The 16,502-nt window shown below is 59.9% G+C and carries 17 protein-coding genes; 12 read left to right on the forward strand and 5 right to left on the reverse strand.

Features of this window, described 5'->3' with window-relative positions; all coding sequences use genetic code 11:
- Positions 1–90: 90 nt before the first annotated feature.
- Positions 91–402 (forward strand): DUF2516 family protein, encoded by a 312-nt coding sequence (locus ADB02_RS02010; protein ID WP_042388363.1) that lies wholly within the window; start codon positions 91–93, stop codon positions 400–402.
- Positions 403–546: 144 nt separating this feature from the next.
- On the opposite strand, the gene purU is transcribed toward ADB02_RS02010, so the two are convergent.
- The 3 genes from purU to ADB02_RS02025 form a co-directional block, all read right to left on the reverse strand.
- A complete protein-coding gene (gene purU, locus ADB02_RS02015) occupies positions 547–1,452 on the reverse strand; it encodes a formyltetrahydrofolate deformylase (protein ID WP_049189513.1) in 906 nt (301 codons plus the stop codon).
- Between the two features lie 17 nt (positions 1,453–1,469).
- Positions 1,470–2,240 (reverse strand): LmeA family phospholipid-binding protein, encoded by a 771-nt coding sequence (locus ADB02_RS02020; RefSeq protein WP_049189514.1) that lies wholly within the window; start codon positions 2,238–2,240, stop codon positions 1,470–1,472.
- 102 nt (positions 2,241–2,342) lie between these two features.
- The gene (locus ADB02_RS02025; protein ID WP_049189515.1) at positions 2,343–2,840 is read right to left on the reverse strand and encodes a DUF2505 domain-containing protein; all 498 of its coding nucleotides are present in this window, start codon (positions 2,838–2,840) and stop codon (positions 2,343–2,345) included.
- A gap of 85 nt (positions 2,841–2,925) precedes the next feature.
- On the opposite strand from ADB02_RS02025, the gene ADB02_RS02030 reads away from it, so the two are divergent.
- Complete coding sequence (locus ADB02_RS02030; RefSeq protein WP_049189523.1) at positions 2,926–4,101, forward strand: UDP-N-acetylmuramate dehydrogenase; 1,176 nt, start codon at positions 2,926–2,928, stop codon at positions 4,099–4,101.
- 320 nt (positions 4,102–4,421) lie between these two features.
- Here ADB02_RS02030 and ADB02_RS02035 read toward each other — a convergent pair whose 3' ends face one another.
- Positions 4,422–6,257 (reverse strand): long-chain-fatty-acid--CoA ligase, encoded by a 1,836-nt coding sequence (locus ADB02_RS02035; protein ID WP_080969550.1) that lies wholly within the window; start codon positions 6,255–6,257, stop codon positions 4,422–4,424.
- 259 nt (positions 6,258–6,516) lie between these two features.
- Between ADB02_RS02035 and mshA the strand changes: the two genes are divergently transcribed.
- From mshA to ADB02_RS02060, 5 genes are all read left to right on the forward strand, one after another.
- Entirely contained in the window at positions 6,517–7,779 is a 1,263-nt protein-coding gene (mshA, locus tag ADB02_RS02040; RefSeq protein ID WP_193388744.1) for a D-inositol-3-phosphate glycosyltransferase, read from the forward strand.
- 59 nt (positions 7,780–7,838) lie between these two features.
- Positions 7,839–8,324 carry a YbjN domain-containing protein gene (locus ADB02_RS02045; protein ID WP_049189517.1) on the forward strand — a complete coding sequence of 162 codons (486 nt, stop codon included), beginning with the start codon at positions 7,839–7,841 and terminating at the stop codon, positions 8,322–8,324.
- A 70-nt stretch (positions 8,325–8,394) separates the two neighbouring features.
- Positions 8,395–9,141, forward strand: a complete 747-nt coding sequence (locus ADB02_RS02050; protein ID WP_016421977.1) for a phosphoglyceromutase — start codon at positions 8,395–8,397, stop codon at positions 9,139–9,141.
- 130 nt (positions 9,142–9,271) lie between these two features.
- The gene (locus tag ADB02_RS02055) at positions 9,272–10,579 is read left to right on the forward strand and encodes a sensor histidine kinase (protein ID WP_049189518.1); all 1,308 of its coding nucleotides are present in this window, start codon (positions 9,272–9,274) and stop codon (positions 10,577–10,579) included.
- Positions 10,580–10,582: 3 nt separating this feature from the next.
- The gene (locus ADB02_RS02060; RefSeq protein ID WP_016421979.1) at positions 10,583–11,278 is read left to right on the forward strand and encodes a response regulator transcription factor; all 696 of its coding nucleotides are present in this window, start codon (positions 10,583–10,585) and stop codon (positions 11,276–11,278) included.
- A 51-nt stretch (positions 11,279–11,329) separates the two neighbouring features.
- Here ADB02_RS02060 and ADB02_RS02065 read toward each other — a convergent pair whose 3' ends face one another.
- Positions 11,330–12,262 carry a hypothetical protein gene (locus tag ADB02_RS02065; RefSeq protein ID WP_016421980.1) on the reverse strand — a complete coding sequence of 311 codons (933 nt, stop codon included), beginning with the start codon at positions 12,260–12,262 and terminating at the stop codon, positions 11,330–11,332.
- 34 nt (positions 12,263–12,296) lie between these two features.
- Between ADB02_RS02065 and ADB02_RS02070 the strand changes: the two genes are divergently transcribed.
- The 5 genes from ADB02_RS02070 (at position 12,297) to ADB02_RS11225 (ending at position 16,397) form a co-directional block, all read left to right on the forward strand.
- Complete coding sequence (locus ADB02_RS02070; protein WP_161798518.1) at positions 12,297–13,235, forward strand: Ppx/GppA phosphatase family protein; 939 nt, start codon at positions 12,297–12,299, stop codon at positions 13,233–13,235.
- Between the two features lies 1 nt (position 13,236).
- Positions 13,237–14,685 carry a membrane protein gene (locus tag ADB02_RS02075; RefSeq protein WP_049189519.1) on the forward strand — a complete coding sequence of 483 codons (1,449 nt, stop codon included), beginning with the start codon at positions 13,237–13,239 and terminating at the stop codon, positions 14,683–14,685.
- A gap of 102 nt (positions 14,686–14,787) precedes the next feature.
- Positions 14,788–15,597, forward strand: coding sequence for a pyrroline-5-carboxylate reductase (gene proC, locus ADB02_RS02080; protein ID WP_049189520.1), 810 nt, complete (start codon positions 14,788–14,790; stop codon positions 15,595–15,597).
- 263 nt (positions 15,598–15,860) lie between these two features.
- A complete protein-coding gene (locus ADB02_RS02085) occupies positions 15,861–16,052 on the forward strand; it encodes a helix-turn-helix domain-containing protein (RefSeq protein ID WP_005509751.1) in 192 nt (63 codons plus the stop codon).
- Positions 16,053–16,295: 243 nt separating this feature from the next.
- Positions 16,296–16,397, forward strand: coding sequence for a 30S ribosomal protein bS22 (locus ADB02_RS11225; protein ID WP_003855542.1), 102 nt, complete (start codon positions 16,296–16,298; stop codon positions 16,395–16,397).
- The last annotated feature ends 105 nt before the right edge of the window (positions 16,398–16,502 follow it).

Below are 16,502 nucleotides of genomic sequence, written 5' to 3' on the forward strand. Positions count from 1 at the left end.
GCATGTAAAAAGCAATGCATCCCTGTTAAAGGAGTTGTTCCCCCGGTGCGCCTGTTACCATCTTTGCCCAGTCTTGCGGACTCGCCGCTAGTGGCGATTTCCGTCTATGTGGACGTCCTGTTTCAGTTCGCCATTCCGTTTGTCATCGGCATCTTGGCGCTAATCGGTGCGGTGCTTGTCATCACCACCCGCGCGGATGCCTTTGACGCTGCAGACCGCAAGAGCCGCAACGTCTGGGCCGGTATGCTGGTCGGTTCGGCGATTTTCCTGCTCCTGCCGTGGCTGGGCTGGGCAATGCTGGGCATCCCGCTGATTGCCGGGCTAGTCATTACGGGTATTTACTGGCTCGATGTCCGCCCACAGATCAAGGACATTTTGTCGAACGCTCAGGGCGGTTATTAGTCCCGGGCGGGTCCTAGCCTGCACTACTGAGAAAGTGTCTGGGTTTATGACAGTTTCTGGGTGAAAAACCCGGTTATTTTGTCATAAACCCAGACACTTTCTTTCTGGGGGAGCGGATAGGGATAGGTCTGGCTCCCCGAAAACCTACTGGAACACCACGGTGCGGTTGCCGTAGACCTGCACACGATCCTCCAGGTGCCAGCGCAAACCGCGGGCGAGGACCTGCTTCTCCGCATCGCGACCCTCACGCTGCATGTCCGCAGCGGTGTACTTGTGGGAGACACGCATGACGTCCTGCTCAATAATCGGGCCGTCGTCGAGGTCCTCAGTGGCGTAGTGGCAGGTGGCACCGATGAGCTTCACACCACGTCGATAAGCCTGCAGGTACGGGCGCGCGCCCATGAACGACGGCAGGAAGCTGTGGTGGATATTGATCGCGCGGCCTTCCCACTTTTCGCACAGATCCGGCGGCAGAATCTGCATGAAACGTGCGAGCACGATGGCATCCGGGTTTTCGGCGTCGACGATCTCGGCGACCTCATCGAATGCCTTACGCTTGCCGACGGCATCCTTGGGGAAGGGCACGTGGTGGAAGGGAATGTCATACGCTGCGACCAGTGGCTCCAGATCGCGGTGGTTACCAATTACTGCAGCGATTTCCATCGGATAGTCGGACTGTGCGACGCGGCCGAGCAGATCCTGCAGGCAGTGGCCTTCCTTGGTCACCAGGATGACAGCGCGCTTCGGGACAGCGTTGTCGGTGACCTTCCAGCGGACCTCAGGGCCCCAATCACCGACGAGCTCAGCGAACTTCTCGCGCAGCTCGTCTACCGTCAGGTCGAGAGCGTCGGCGCGGACCGCCTGGCGAGTGAAAAACCATCCGGTCTCCGGGTCGGAGAAGAAGTCCGCCTCGGTAATCCACGCACCAATGTCGGACAGGAAGGTCGACAGGGTGGAAACGATACCGGTACGGTCTGGACAGCCGAGCGAGAAGATGTACTGGCGCTCGGTGGGAGTACCGCTATTTGCGGTGATGAGAGAGCGAGTCATTCTCGGTATCTTACCTGCTAGCTAAAGGTAAGTTCGCTCACGGTCGACAAAGGCAGATTTGCGCCCGTCAGCGTCAACGCCAGGCCCTCCCCGGTGACGTGCGCTTCCTCCACCTGCATACCGTGGCCGATGTCGTAGCTCAACAGCGTACCGCTCGCTTCTCCCAGCCAGCCGGCCAGGCCATCGAGGTTTAAGCCGAGGATTGAGCCGCCCTCCAAGTTGATTTCGATATGACCGCCGTTGGCAATCGGGCGGAACTTGGAGGTCGCAAATCCGGAGGCGAATTCAATGTTGAACAGGCCTTCGTCCGGCAACGGCGTGATTGTGGAAGCGCGTACACCGCTTTCCCGGTTAATTAGCGCCTGCAGCAGCTGAGGTGGGATTGTGACGTCTACTCGCAGCGACTCTGCCGTCGGATCCGCACGATTGCTCAGATCCACGTTTTCCAGGTGCACTTCCGCTGCCGGGTCACCGTTGATCTCCGGTGCGCCACCCAGCGCCTCCGGGTTCTTGACCTCCAGTGTGTTCGGAGTGGACAGATCCATCGAGGGCACTGACTTGGTGGCCAAGGCGAGCAGTATCGGGCGGGTGCCGAAAGAAACCTTGGGGTCTTCAGTGACCGTCGCACCACGCTCTTCGGCGGAGGTGCGGTAGCCGTCGGAAATCTCCTTGCTCACGAACATCCGGACGCCGATTTCGCCGGCGATCGCAATGAGCGCCACCACGATGATGACACCGAGGACGGTGGGCAGGACTTTGACGCTCGACGAGCGTTTAGCAGAACTCATGGTTCCCAGTCTTGCTTAACGACGGCTCCGTCGCTACCACTTATCTTCGCCCGGTATCCGTCCCCTCGGTGTCGCCCCGGAGTGCCCCCCCCAGTGCGCAACCTACTTAGCGACGTAGTCCGCCAGCACAGCGGTCTCAGCGTTGAGGACGCGTTCCAGGTACGGAGCTGCCTTCTCCTCGAGCTTGCCACCGAGCAGCGGCACGTTGATGGAGAACTCGGAGTTGGTGGTCAGCACTGAACCTTCACCCTGGGCGGTGAGCTTCTGGGACGCACTGAAGGACGCCGGTACGCCCGAAGCTTCTGTGGTCACGGTAGAGGTCGCGCCGTCGTCGTTAAGCGGGCTGATGACGAACGTGCGCGTCATGCCGACCCCGGACTTAACGAACTTCTGCGCCTGCGCCGGAATCTTGTCAGCAGAGACGGTCTGGCGAATCACGACGGTGGTGCCAGCGTCGGTGGTCTCGAACTTTTCCACCTTGCCGTCAGCTGCCGAGAAACGGTTTGCGACCTTCTCCCAGAAACCGGCGTCGGTGAGGGCCTCGTAAACCTTCTCAATCGGCTGGTCGAAGTTGACGGTGTGCGTGTTAGTCGTAGTCATGCGCTTGATGATACGTAATTTGCACTACGCTAGGGGCGTGGAAAATCTCGACCAATCGCCGAACCCAATTCACCTGACCTCCGACATGGAAGAAGCCATCGATGGGCTTGCGGGGCTAGAGGGGGTGGAGCTCAGCACGCATACCGCTTTCGCGGATTTGACGACGCTCCGCCTCGGCGGGGTGCCGCGTGCCGTCGTCCGGTGTAGCACGACGGACGCTGTGGTCGATGTTGTACGCGCGCTTGACGACGCTAACGTACCCCTCCTCATCGTGGGAGGCGGATCCAACCTGGTGGTAGCCGATGAACTCGAGCCGCTGGTGGCCGTGGTGATCGAGGCCGACAACGTGACCATGAGCACTCGCGGACACGGGCTGGAGTCCGTGTCGGCAATCGTGGAGGCCGAGGCCGGTGCGGTCTGGGACGAGGTCGTGGAGATGAGTGTCGACGCAGGTTTTGGCGGCCTTGAATGCCTGTCGGGTATTCCGGGATCGGCCGGAGCCACTCCGGTGCAAAACGTGGGCGCCTACGGTGCTGAGGTGTCGCAGGTCCTGGACGCGGTGCAGCTTTACGACCGCGCAACCGGCTCGGTCGAGTGGGTGGAACCGGAGTCTCTCGACCTTTCCTACCGCTACTCGAACCTGAAGTTCACCGCACGGGCAGTGGTGCTGGCCGTGCGGTTCGAGCTCAGTGTGGATGGCATGTCCGCGCCACTTCGCTATGGCGAACTGGCGCGGCGCCTGGGCGTCGACGAGGCCGAGGCTGCGGCTGGCGAGATTCGCAGGCCGGCTGCGCTGGTGCGCGAAAAGGTGCTTGAGCTGCGCCGGAGCAAGGGCATGGTGCTCGAAGATGCTGACCGCGATACCTGGTCGGCGGGTTCTTTCTTTACCAACCCGATCATTCCGGAGAACTCGGTGGAGGCCGTGCGTGCAAAGGTTGCCGCGCTGCGTGGGGCCGATGAGGCCGCGAATATGCCCGCATTCCCCGCTGGCCCCGGCCACGAGGGAGCCGTGAAGCTCTCGGCGGCGTGGCTTATCGAGCGCGCCGGGTTCCCCAAGGGCTACCCCGGTGACGGTGCGCCCGCGCGACTGTCGACTAAGCACACTCTTGCCCTGACCAACCGCGGGGAGTCCGGCGATGGTACGCCTACGACCGCCGCCGACTTGGTGGCTTTGGCGCGCGATGTGCGCGCTGGCGTGGAAAAGGCCTTCAGCGTGACCCTGGTGCCCGAGCCGGTGTGGGTCGGCGTGAGCATCGATTAGGCCCGCGGCGGGTGGCTGATGGCCAGTGGGGGCGGACTGGAGAGGCTGGCGGGACTGCTGGGGCTGGCGGGGGTGATGGGGCTGACCGGGGCGCTGGGGCTGATAGAACCGCCGGGTAGTCCTCAGTTTGCGCTCCCGGGCCTTCTCCCAATGGCGGGGATAGAGAAAGTGACTAGGTTTATGACACGTGAATATTATTCACCCTCAGTTTTTTGTCATAAACCTAGTCACTAAGTCTGGGGGGGGAGCCGGGGTCCGCCTTAAAGGGATAGGAGCCCGCTCTACTCAGGCCCCTATCCCAACTACAAAACCACCGTGAACTAATGGTGCTTGCGGTGGGAAAGCGAATCGACGCTCTGGCCCTTCTGCTCCAGCTGCGTGAGCAGCACGTCGCGGACATCGCGGCGGCGGACCTTGCCCATCTGGTCGCGAGGTAGTTCCTCCAGGTGGAAGAATGCGCGCGGCACCTTGTACCGGGTCAGGTTGTCGTAGCAGTGGTCGCGGTAGGCGTCGGAATCCAGTCGGGCGTAGTCAGCAAGGGTGATGGCGGCCACGACCATCTCGGAGCCGTCACTCTTCGGCAGGCCGACGACCGTGGCATCGGTGATGTCCGGGTGGGAGAGCAGTACTTCCTCGACCTCGGCCGGGTAGACATTGAAGCCACCGGTGATGATGACCTCCTTGATGCGGGCAACCAGCTTGATGAAGCCGTCCGACTCCATGACTCCGACATCGCCGGTGCGGTACCAACGGTCGCCAGCGGGAAGCTCAGCAGGCCCATCGGTGAAGGACTTCTCCGTTGCCTCCGGGAGGTTGAGATAACCGGCGAAAACCTGTGGGCCTCGGACGATGACCTCGCCCTCCTCGCCGTCAGCGCGGAGTTTGGTGGGATTTTCGGGGTCAACGATGGCAACCTCGGTGTCGGGGAATGGCAGGCCAACGTAGCCCGGGCGGCGGTTGCCGTCCATCGGGTTGCCGACGATAATCGGTGACGTTTCGGTGAGGCCGTAGCCTTCGACAAGGCGCCCGCCAGTGAGTTTCTCCCACTTCTGCACAAGGGAAACCGGCAGGGTAGCAGCACCGCAGAAGGCGAACTTCACGCCGGAGAGGTCGACATTATCGCGCTCGGCGGCTTCGACAATCTTCTCGTAGAGAGTCGGCACACCAGGCACCCATGTCGGGCGATTGTTCTTCATCACCTTCATAATCAGCGGAATCTCCGGTGCCGGCACCAGCACCAGTTCAGCGCCAATCAGCATGGACAAGTTGGTGACAATGGTCAGGCCGTAGGCATGGAACATCGGCAGAACACCGAGGGAGATCTCCCGCTCCTTGCCAAGGCCCGGCACCCAGGCCTTGCCCTGCAGAATGTTGGCTACCAACCCCTGGTGACTCAACTGCGCGCCCTTTGGCGAGCCCGTGGTGCCAGAGGTGTACATCATCACTGCAGTGTCATCGGCAGTGATGGATTCATCGGCCTGGAGGTCGTGGCCGTCTCCGCCGACGGCGTCGTGAAGCAAAGCGTCAAAACCCATGACCTGCGGTGCGGAGGAGTGCAGCTTAGCGCGGGCGGCGCGGAGTTTCGGCAGCGGGATCGACAGGGCGGTGCGCATGACAAACGGCAGGTCCTGCAGCATATTGACCGCGATGATGGTCTCGAGCGGGGTGTTGTTGCGGAGGTCCTCAAGTACGGGGACGATCTTGTCCCAGCAGATGGCAAAGCGGGCGCCGTGGTCGTTGAATGGGTGGCGCAGTTCGTGGGCGGTGTAGAGGGGGTTGTGCTCTACGGCAACAGCGCCGAGGTGCAGAACTGCCCAGTAGGCGATGACGTGCTGCGGGCAGTTCGGCATGAGCAGTGCCACGCGATCGCCTTTGCGTACGCCAAGTGCGCGCAGGCCGGCGGCAACGCTGCGAACCTTGGCATCCAGCTCGGCGTAGGAGGTGGAGCGACCGAAGAAGGTCAATGCCTTGCGGCGCGGGTGGTTGCTCAGAGTGTGGCGGTAGACGTCTAGGAGGGTGTCGAAGTTGTAGTCGATGTGGGGTGGGGTCCACTCCGGATACAGGTTCAGCCAGGCCTTGGAGGCCGCAGCGTTGGGTGTGGAACCGTGAGCTGGGGCAGAGTCATTTGCAGCGTGTGAGCTGGATGTATCGGCCATGGGATCCTCCTAGGTTTTTGTTTATCGCCTGACTATGTCGTGAGGTGATAATAACCTACGACGTAGTAGGTATCGACCTCTATTGTGCCGTACGTCGCACTGCGATGCCGGAATTCCTATACACGTATTTGAGGTACTCATTTGCGGGGTTGCCCCTGGCATAGGCACTCTGGGCAGTATGAGCGAAACATTTCCGGCGGCAACGGCGGGCGCAGACGCGGCCACCTCTAACACCCCGGCGTGGCCGAACCGCATCGCGATGATCTCCATGCATACCTCTCCGCTGGAGCAACCGGGCATCGGTGACGCTGGTGGCATGAATGTCTACGTGCTGCGCACCTGCGAGGAGCTGGCGCGACGCGGTGTGAAGGTGGATGTTTTCACCCGCGCCACGCGTTCCAGCGATGGGCCGGTGATTCAGGTCAGTGAGAACTTCCGCGTCATCAACATTGTGGCTGGCCCATATGAGGGGTTAGAGAAGTCAGACCTGGCTACGCAGATGCCGGCCTTTGCCGGTGGGGTCATTGAATTCGCCCGCAAACAGGGGATTGAATACGACCTGATCCATTCGCACTACTGGCTCTCTGGCCAGGTGGGGTGGCTGCTGTCGGATTTGCTTGACATTCCGTTTGTGCACACGGCGCACACGCTGGCGGCAGTGAAGAATCTCCATCTGGCGGAGGGAGATACGCCGGAGCCGGAGTCTCGGCGTATCTGTGAGCAGCAGATTGTGGACAATGCGTGCCGGCTCATCGTCAACACCGATGCCGAGGCTAAGCAGCTCGCGGATCTCCACGATGCCGACCCGTGGCGCATCAATGTCGTGCCGCCCGGGGTGGACGTGGAGCTCTTTTCGCCGGGCAGTGATCGTGCCACCGAGCGGTCCCGTCGTGAGCTGGGCATCCCGTTGCACACTAAGGTCATTTTGTTCGTCGGTAGGCTGCAGCGGCTGAAAGGCCCGCAGGTATTGCTGCGGGGTGTCGGTGAGCTCATGCGTCGCCATCCCGCCACTAATGTCCGAGTGATTATCTGCGGTGGACTTTCCGGTTCTGGGCTGCATGCGCCCGACGAATTCACCAATCTCGCCGCGGAAGAGGGGATCGACCACCTGGTCCGGTTCATGCCCCCGCGCCCGCCGCAGGACCTGGCGAAGCTCTACCAGGCCGCAGATATTGTCGCCGTGCCCAGTTACAACGAAACTTTCGGGTTGGTGGCGATGGAGGCTCAGGCCACCGGTACTCCCGTTGTCGCGGCGAATGTCGGCGGACTCTCCATCGCTGTCGACGATGGGGTCAGCGGTTTGCTTGTCGACGGTCACGAGCCCGCAGCCTGGGCCGATGCCCTCGGTCGCCTGGTGGAGGACGACGAGCTGCGCATTAAGTTGGCCACCCAGGCGCGCGAGCACTCCGTGGAGTTTTCCTGGCAAAAGACCGTGGATCGGTTGGCCGATGTCTATCATCGAACCGAACTCCAAAAGGAAAATTGTCCCGGCTCTATCCGGGATGCGGGTGGCTCTCGGTAGGTTTCGTTAGCTTCAGGATCGCCAGGGCCGTAGCCACATAAACAGGGAGATGATTCACGATGAGCACGGACATCCAAGGACTGCTGAAATCCCTCGGTGAGCAGCTAGAACGTCTCGGTGTTGAGCATGGCATTGCCGACAATGCCGCCGTGGTGGTTCTGCCTGGTAAGAAGAAGCTGAAGACCGTCGTTGGCCTCATCCCGGCGCCTGACTCCCTGCGTGTCGAAGCCTTCGTTTGTCGCGCTGTCGAAGAAAACCACGAGGCCGTCTACAAGTGGTTGCTGCAGCGCAATCGTCGGCTGTTCGGCATCGGTTACACCATTGACGCCGCCGGCGACATCTACCTGGTTGGTCAACTGCCGGCTCAGCTTGCCGACGATGACCTCGACCGCCTCCTTGGTCAGCTGCTGGAGACGGCCGATGGGGATTTCAACCAGATCCTCGAACGCGGCTTTGCATCGGCAATTAAGCGCGAGTGGGAGTGGCGGGTTGACCGCGGGGAAAACCTGGCCAATCTGGAGCAGTTCCGCCACATGGTTGAGTAGCCGGGGGTAGTAACCCACATAGCGGGGCAACGAACGGCGGGCTCTCCAGTTTTGGGGCACAATTGGGGGTATGAGCAATGGAAAACTGATTCTTGTCCGTCATGGCCAGAGTGAGTGGAACGCATCCAACCAGTTCACGGGCTGGGTCGACGTTGCACTGACCGACAAGGGCCGCGCTGAGGCAGTACGTGCCGGTGAGATGCTCGTAGAGGCAGGCCTGAAGCCGCAGGTTCTCTACACGTCGCTGCTGCGTCGCGCAATTAACACCGCACACATTGCCCTGGATACCGCTGACCTGTTGTGGATTCCGGTTATCCGTGACTGGCGTCTGAACGAGCGCCACTACGGTGCTCTGCAGGGGCTGAACAAGGCAGAGACCAAGGAGAAGTACGGCGAGGACCAGTTCATGTCCTGGCGTCGCTCCTACGACACTCCGCCGCCGGAGCTGTCGGATGACAGCGAGTTCTCGCAGGCTAATGACCCGCGTTACGCCAACCTGGATGAGGTTCCGCGCACGGAGTGCCTCCTGGACGTCGTGAAGCGTTTCATTCCTTACTTTGAAGAGGAAATCCTGCCGCGTCTGAAGGCCGGTGAGACTGTTATGGTGGCAGCTCACGGTAACTCCCTGCGTGCACTGGTCAAGCACCTGGACAACATCTCGGACGAGGACATTGCCGCTCTGAACATCCCGACCGGTATCCCGCTGGTTTACGACTTTGATGCTGAGGGCAAGGTTTTGAACCCGGGTGGCACCTACCTGGATCCGGAAGCTGCAGCTGCAGGTGCTGCTGCTGTTGCCGCTCAGGGCAACAAGTAAAAATGTAGGTGTTTGATAGGCCGATAAGGGGCGCAGCCAAGTGGGGCTGTGCTCCTTGGTCTATTTAGAGCTAGCTAGCGCACTGATTTTCAGCGCGCGCGGATTGTGAAAAGAGCTTAGGGTAAGACCCGTGTCAAAAATCATTATCGCCGCTCTATTAGGTGCTGCGGTTATGGCAGCTGTGCTGATTCTTGGTGGAGTTGTCTCGGGTGCCTATAACGCCGCTCGGCGTCAGAAGAGCGACGAGGAAAGTTCAATAACCACCATGGCGCAGGTCATGCACCTGGCCATTCAGAAGTCTCCGACGGGTGTGGTGGTCGTTGACATCTCACGTGATTTGGTTTTGTCGAACTCCATGGCGCACAAGTTAGGGCTGGTCTATGAGCGCCGCCTCAATGACGTGGGCTGGGAAGCTGCGCTCAAGGTCTTTGACTCGCAGGAGGACCAGGAGCTAACGCTGGTGCTGCCGTCGCGCCGGGCGGGGGCGCCGGACACAATTGTCCGCTGTCAGCTAACTCCGTTGTCACTGGTGGACGACCGTTTTGTGGTGATTTATGCGGCGGATGTCTCCGAACAGGCCCGTATGGAGGCCGCGCGACGTGACTTTGTGGCTAACGTTTCCCACGAGCTCAAGACTCCGGTGGGGGCCATCAGCCTCTTGGTCGAGGCGCTGAATGAAGCTACCGACGACCCGGTTGCCGTGCGTCACTTCAGTGAGAGCCTGACGCAGGAGTCCAAGCGGATGTCGACCATGATTACGGAACTCATCTCGCTGTCGAAGCTGCAGGGGGCAGAGCCGCTGCCGGACATGTCTCCCGTGAGGGTTGAAGAGATTGTCCAGGGAGCTGTGCGTCGTAACCAGATGCTCTCGGAGCAGGCGGGTATTGAAATCACCGTTGACTGTGAGCCGGATTTGGTGGTTGAAGGTGAACGCAGCCTGCTGATTACCGCGGTGTCCAACCTGATTTCAAATGCGATCAACTACTCGCCAGAGGCCACGCCTGTATCTGTGACTGCGGTCAAGGAGGATAACGACACCGTCGCTATCCGCGTCACTGACCGCGGTATCGGCATTTCCCAGGCGAACCAGAAGCGCATCTTCGAGCGCTTCTTCCGTGCGGATAAGGCACGCTCGCGGGCGACAGGCGGTACCGGTCTGGGCTTGGCAATTGTTAAGCACGTCGCAGCGAATCACAAGGGAACCGTCAAGCTGTGGAGTCGGCTGGGCACAGGATCGACCTTCACCATTGAGCTCCCGCTGATGGAAAAGAACGGTTCCGCGTCGAATGATGGCGATGTATCTGCACGTTTGCCAATCGGCCACACCCAGCCTGCGGGTAAAATTGCGGCTAAGAAAAACGCGCAGCGAGGTACGGGCAAAACCCGTGGCAAGGATAAGGATTCCCAGAACAAGGATTCCAAGGAAGGAATGAAGTAATCCGTGACTGAGGTACTTATTGTCGAAGACGAGACGGCTTTGGCGGAGCCGCTTGCGTTTCTGCTGCAGCGCGAAGGATTCGAGGTGCGGATGGCCGCTGACGGCCAGGAAGCACTTGCAGAATTCTCCAAGGCAGAACCGGACATTGTGCTGCTGGACCTCATGCTGCCAGGTATGAGTGGCACCGAGGTCTGCAAAAACATCCGCTTAAAGTCCTCTGTCCCAGTGATTATGGTGACCGCCCGTGACACTGAGATTGACAAGGTCGTCGGCCTCGAAATTGGTGCGGATGACTATGTGACCAAGCCGTATTCCTCTCGGGAACTTATTGCCCGTATCCGGGCTGTGCTGCGCCGCGGTCGCCACGACGACTCTGACGATGTCGAGGATATCTACGAGGAGGTCTTGCGCGGCGGCCCGGTCGTGCTGGATGTCGAGCGCCATGTAGTCACCGTTGACGGCGATGATGTCGCAATGCCGCTCAAGGAATTCGACCTGCTGGAGTACTTGCTGCGCAACCGTGGTCGTGTGCTAACCCGTGGCCAGCTCATCGACCGCGTCTGGGGCTCCGACTACGTCGGCGACACCAAGACGCTGGACGTACACATCAAGCGCCTGCGCTCCAAGATCGAGCGCAATCCTTCCTCGCCAGAGTTCTTGGTCACCGTTCGCGGCTTGGGTTACAAGTTCGAGGACTAGCTCAGCAGACTGCTGCCGACGGTCTCCGCCGGCGGTCTGAGAAACCTCGACTTAAACCTCGTCCGGTGCCAACCCCTCGGCCGCTGCGCGTGTGGCCGGGTGAATCGCCAGCAGTGGGTAGCCACTCGGCCCGAAAGCCTTGGCCGCGCCCGCTATTTCTCGGGCACGGCAGTGCTCCGCCAGAATTTCGTAGCACTCTTCGCCGATGAGCTCTATTAGCTCGGACTTGTGCGTGCGCCACACCGGCTCGCCACCGGTATGTGTGGCCGGCGCGCCCGTGCAGAACCACTCAAAGTCCTCGCCGCCATCGCCCCAGGCACGACGATCGTATTCAGTAATGGTCGTGCGCAGAATCTCCTGGCCGTCTGGGCGTTCCTCCCAGTCCTCCAGTCGGCGCAGCGGCACCTGCCAACACACATCCGGCTTGACCTTTACGGGGTCAATGTCATTGGCCATCGCCCATTGGTGGATGGCACAGCCCGCACCATTGCGCCATCCGTCACGGTTGGCAAAAATGCAGGCATTCTTCACGACCTTCGTTTTCAGAGCAGGCTCAGGCTCTCCGTTTTCGTCGTCAAGCTCGTCCCACACTAACCACGGTTCCAACGGTTCGGAGGGGTCGGTTTCGTAGGTTTCAAGCCACTTCAGAGTTTGTTCGGGGCGGTTCTGCCACCACTGGGGCTCTGCGGAGTCGCCTTCCATTCGCTTTACGACGTCAATAACCCTCTCGCGGTCTTCTTCGTCGGTGATAAAGGCGCCATGGCCGCAGCATCCGACATCCGCGTTCGCGGAGTCGATGCCCTGGCAAGCGGAGGTGCCGAAAGCGCATTGATAGGAGCTCATCAACCAGGTTAGGTCGCAGGTGATGATATGTTCTGGGTCCTCCGGGTGGGCGAACTCGAACCACTCGCGGGGAAAGTCATAGGCGACTTCAGCGGGAGACGGTTGCGGTCCGCGACCGGGGCGGGGGTGGGGTTGATTCACACCAATACACCGTAGACCGTCTAACCTACTAAGAGTGAGATTAGGTGTATTAGATGTAGGTAGTAATACCGTCCACTTGGTGATGGTGGACGCCCGCCGGGGCGGACATCCGACTCCGATGAGCGATTCCAAGTCGACGATGAAGCTGGTCGAGTACCTGGATAAGGACAACAACCTGTCCAAGAAGGGCATTGACAAGCTGACGGGCTACGTCGCTGAATCCAAGGAATTGGTTGAGCAGATGAAGTGCGAAGAGATGATTAGCTTCGCCACTTCAGCTGTTCGCGATGCCACGAATGCGGACGAGGTTCTCGCCCACGTTGAGAAAGAAACTGGCATTAAGCTGCAGATTCTCTCCGGTGAGGATGAGGCTCGTCTGACCTTTTTGGCAGTACGGCGCTGGTACGGCTGGTCTGCTGGTCGTCTAATCAACCTGGATATCGGTGGCGGTTCTCTTGAGCTGACGTCGGGTACTGATGAAGATCCGGAGGCGGCGTACTCACTGCTGCTCGGTGCGGGACGGTTGACCCACGAGTGGTTCGAGACCGATCCGCCGGAGCGCAAGAAGATTGACCTGCTGCGCGATTACATTGATGCTGAGCTCGCTGAGCCAGCTCGTCATCTGCGTACGCTTGGTGAGCCGGACTTGGCTGTCGCCACCTCGAAGACTTTCCGCACTCTCGCCCGCCTGACCGGTGCGGCGCCTTCCGCCGCTGGTCCGAGGGTTAAGCGCACTCTGACTGCGGCTGGTTTGCGTCAGTTGATTGCGTTTATTTCACGCATGACGGCGGCTGACCGTGCTGAACTTGAGGGTGTTAGTGCAAATCGTTCTCACCAAATTGTCGCAGGTGCTCTCGTTGCAGAGGCTAGTATGCGAGCATTGGGATTAGAGAAGGTCGAGATTTGTCCTTGGGCTCTGCGCGAGGGCATTATCTTCCGACGACTGGACAGTGACCTATACGGAAAGGGTTGAGATGAGCGAGGAAAAGCTCACCGTTGCCGAACTGCTGGCGCGGCGGCAGAAGGAGGGAGCCCCCTCTGAACCACCGCGGCGCCGCCGTCGACGCAGCCTTGAAGAAGGCGGTGTGTCCGTTCAGGAACTCACTGGCTCAATCCCTCGCGTTAAGGCCGGTGAACCGCGACGCGGTGCGCACGCTCTTTCCAACGCAGACGACGGTCAGACGACTACGAGCGATCTGCTTGCCGACGAAGCTGCGACCAACGGCACCGAAGAAGCACGGGCATCCGAACCGGAGGCAGAAGCTCCGGAGCACTCGGAGGCCGTTGCTGAGTCAGTGATAGTTGCTGAAGAGGCGGATTCTTCGGAGCATGAGGTTCAAGCTGAGGTCGAGGCTGAAGCAGCTGCTCCGGAAGAGGATGAGCCGGAATTAATTGAGGCTGACACCGAGGTCGCTGATGCCGAAGTAGCCGACGCCGAGGTCGCTGACGTCGAAGCTGACGAAGTTGCCGAAGAACCGGCTGCTCCAGCTGTTCCGGTTGCTCCGGTAACTCCGCAGCAGGAGCAAGCTGCGCCGAGCATGCCAACTACGCAGCCAGCAGCCACTGCAGTGCCATTGGCAATTCCGATGGAACCCCGTCCGGTCATGGTCAACTCCGAGCGTTCGGAGATTACCTACACCTTTACCGAACTGCGTGACATGGCAGACGAGTCGCAACAGATTGGGGAGCCGGGGCCAGTCGCTCGTGCAGTACTCACCGGTTCCAACGCTTACGACGACCGTCCGACTGCCTCCATTCCGGTTGTCCAGGACAGTGTCGACGAAGAGGCTGCGGCATCCGCGGAATCGGATGACGTCGACGGTGAACAGCTTGCTGAGTCTGAAACAACAGAAGCTCCGGAAGAGCAAACCCGTGTGCTGCCGCAGGTGGAAGAGGCAGACGCAGCCGGTGAGACCGAAGCTGCTCAGGAAACGGATACCTTCGAGGCTGCCGACGCTGATGCCGATACCGGGGCCGCTTCCGAGGCGGCAGTAGCAGCCGCTGTCGCTCCTGAAGTAGCACAGCCAGAAGACGTACAGGCCGAGACCACACCGACCCAGGTCGCAGCTGACGAGAAGCAGTCGGAGCCCCGGGACGTCGTTAAGCGTGAGGAACCCAAGAGCTCCAAGGGCAAGGTCGCCGCGCGCGATGGCTACGCCGAGGACAATTCCCTCTCGGTGCCGTTGCTGCTGATTCAGGTCTTCGTGGGTCTGATTGCTGGTGCATTGGTGTTCCTGGGCTTCACCATGGCCTGGTCGTCGCTGCCAAAGATCGTGGTTGTCATCATGGCTCTCGTGGTCGCTGGTGGCTTCGCGGGAATGGCTAACTACCTGCGCCGTGAGAAGGACAAACTGACACCGATTCTCGCGGGGCTTGTCGGTTTGGCACTGACATTTGGCCCCTGGATTCTCTTCCAGTTGTAGTGGGGCCAACAAAATAATCATCACCTGATGCAGGGGCCGGAAGCGAAGTTTTCCGGTCCCTGCATTCGCATGTGTGGGCCAGTTTTGGCACACTTAGCGTCCATGACAAGAATTGCTGTAATTGGTGGCGGAAAGATTGGTAGCGCACTCGTCGGTGGTCTCATCGACGGTGGTGTCTCGCCCTCCTCGATTTATGTGGTGGGGCGCACCAAGGAGAGCCTGGCCGGTCTGAAGGAGACCTACGGCATTGTCGATACCGATGACCCAGTAGGGGCCGTCGACGGTGCCGACGTGGTGTTCTTGTGCGTAAAGCCGTACTTGATTATCGACATGCTCGAGCAGATTGCCGACGTGCTCGATGACTCTGAAGTTGACACCATCGTGGTGTCGATGGCGGCTGGCATCACACTGGACAAGATGGAAGGTGTCTGTGCTGTCGGCACTCCGGTGATCCGCGTTATGCCGAATACCCCGATGCTGGTGGGCAAGGGAGTCTGTGCAGTCGCGCCGGGGCGCTTTGTCACGGAGAGCCAGACCGACGAGGTTGTCGGACTGCTGGAGAAGGTCGGCAGCGTTGAGGTTGTCGATGAGTCGCTGATGTCTGCAGTCACTGCCGTCTCGGGCTCTGGTCCGGCTTACTTCTTCCAGTTTGTCGAGGCGATGACCGATGCGGGTGTGAATCTGGGCCTCAAACGTGATCAGGCTAAGCGTCTGGCGTCGGCTACGGCTGCTGGTGCGGCCGAGATGATGATGCAGGAAGGTGCGGACCCGACTGCGCTGCGTGCTGATGTCACTTCGCCGGGCGGTACAACGGCAGCGGCCACCCGAGTTTTCGAGGAAGAGGGTATTCGTCGCGCGGTGCATCGCGCGCTGCAGGCTTGCTATGACAAGGCCAATGAGATGGGTAAATAAGTATTTCGCCGAGTGGTCGCGGGTGTACAAGTAACCCCAATATTTGGGGCATTGGAAATGGTTAGGGGCAGTAGCTAATCCGATACGCAGGGACGATGGGTTAGTCACAACTGTCACACCATTCGCCAATGCCCCTATTTTTTATCAAAAATCGCACCGGCACCTTGCCTACCGGTAGGATATGAAAAGCACGTGCGTGTCACGATTTTCTGCAGGAGGGGAAGCCTGCAGCGCGTCGCGTGCGCTGAAGGGAATATTTACTAATGCAGAATGCAGATAAAGGCACCTTTCTGACCGTTGCGGAAGTTGCTGACATCATGCGCGTATCCAAGATGACCGTCTACCGCCTGGTTCACGCTGGCGAGCTGCCGGCAGTGCGCGTGGGCCGTTCTTTCCGCGTCCATGAGTCCGCAGTCAAGGAATACCTGGACTCCTCTTTCTACAACGCGGGTTAATTTTTTCTGCCTTTTAAGCGGGGCTGTTTGACCTGAACGCATATGTCCCCGCTATGATTAATCCGATTAGTACATGGTGCTGTGCTGCGCCCCTGTTTCCTATCGTCTTCAAGTCATGAAGTATCTAGCTGTGAAGGCGGAAGGAAAAAGGGCGTGACATCTCGGCGGTTGTAAGGCCGCATTGAGTACGCCGCCATTGTGCAAGAAAAGAAATTTCCGTCAACGAATAGCGAGGTCGAGCCGATGGGTTCCGTCATTAAGAAGCGTCGCAAGCGCATGTCGAAGAAGAAGCACCGCAAGATGCTTCGCCGTACCCGCGTGCAGCGTCGTAAGCTCGGCAAGTAAGCCAGCATTCCTGCCGTTATCGCAGGAGCGCGCGTGCTGCGTCGCGTACACGTTTTAAAAGCAAAACCCGCCCGGTCTCGTTGAGATAGGGCGGGTTTTGTCGTT

Origin of the sequence: Corynebacterium sp. 212_CJEI, from assembly GCF_001055915.1 — a bacterium.
Taxonomy (GTDB): domain Bacteria; phylum Actinomycetota; class Actinomycetes; order Mycobacteriales; family Mycobacteriaceae; genus Corynebacterium; species Corynebacterium jeikeium_D.